The sequence below is a fragment of the Streptomyces polyasparticus genome (assembly GCF_014493765.1).
Lineage (GTDB): Bacteria > Actinomycetota > Actinomycetes > Streptomycetales > Streptomycetaceae > Streptomyces > Streptomyces polyasparticus.
In genome coordinates, this window is sequence record NZ_JACTVJ010000116.1 from 1 (window position 1) to 1046 (window position 1046).

Annotated in this window: 1 protein-coding gene; it reads right to left on the reverse strand. The window is 55.6% G+C overall.

What is annotated here, in order from left to right; genetic code table 11:
• Nucleotides 1-1046, reverse strand: a 1046-nt coding sequence (ompA, locus tag H9Y04_RS49120) for a porin OmpA (RefSeq protein ID WP_498067175.1), incomplete at both ends; no start/stop codon positions are given.

Consider the following 1046-nt stretch of genomic DNA (forward strand, 5'->3'; position numbering starts at 1 on the left):
TGTAGCCTTTAACTTCGATCTCTACACGACGATCCGGAGCCAGGCAATCGATCAGGGCAGCGCGAGCTTTCACGTTGTCACAGGTGTTGCCAGTAACCGGGTTGGATTCACCCATGCCGCGAGCGGAGATTTTGCCAGCCGGGATGCCTTTAGCAACCAGGTAGTCAACAACGGACTGAGCACGTTTCTCAGACAGCTGCTGGTTGTAAGCTTCGGAACCGATGCGGTCGGTGTAGCCCAGAACAACAGCGGAACCGTCTTTCGGATCCATGTTGCTCAGCTGAGTGTACAGCTGATCCAGAGCCTGCTGACCTTCCGGTTTCAGGGTAGCTTTGTTGAAGTTGAACAGAACGTCAGACTTCAGGGTGAAGTGCTTGGTAGCCACTTCCGGAGCCGGAGCCGGAGCCGGAGCAACAACCGGTGCAGCATCTTCCTGACCGAAGCGGTAGGAAACGCCCAGGCTCAGCATGCCGTTATCAGGACGGGTACCCACAGTGCCCGCGTCGCCGATGTTGTTAACCCACTGGTATTCCAGACGGGTAGCGATGTCACGAGTAACAGCCCACTCTACGCCGCCAGCAAATACTGGGGAAACGCCAGTGTCGTGTTCGCTACGGGAAACGCCGGTAGAAGCGTAGTTGCCTTTGGAGTCAGCGCGCCAAACCATGCCGCCCAGACGGGTGTAGATGTCCAGATCGTCAGTGATCGGGTAACCCAGTTTAGCGGTCAGCTGAACGCCCTGAGCTTTGAAAGCACCGTTGTCAACGCTGCCTTTATATGCCATACGGCCCAGCCAGTCATAACCCATTTCGAAACCGAGGTACGGGTTAACCTGGTAACCACCAAACGCACCAGCACCAAGCTGATCGTTACGGGTCGGACCGTTGTTGTTCTGGAAACCGTTACCGTAGAAACCGGTGTCGTGATACTGGGACCAACCCAGTTTACCACCTGCATACCAGGTGTTATCTTTCGGAGCGGCCTGCGCTACGGTAGCGAAGCCAGCCAGTGCCACTGCAATCGCGATAGCTGTCTTTTTCATTTTT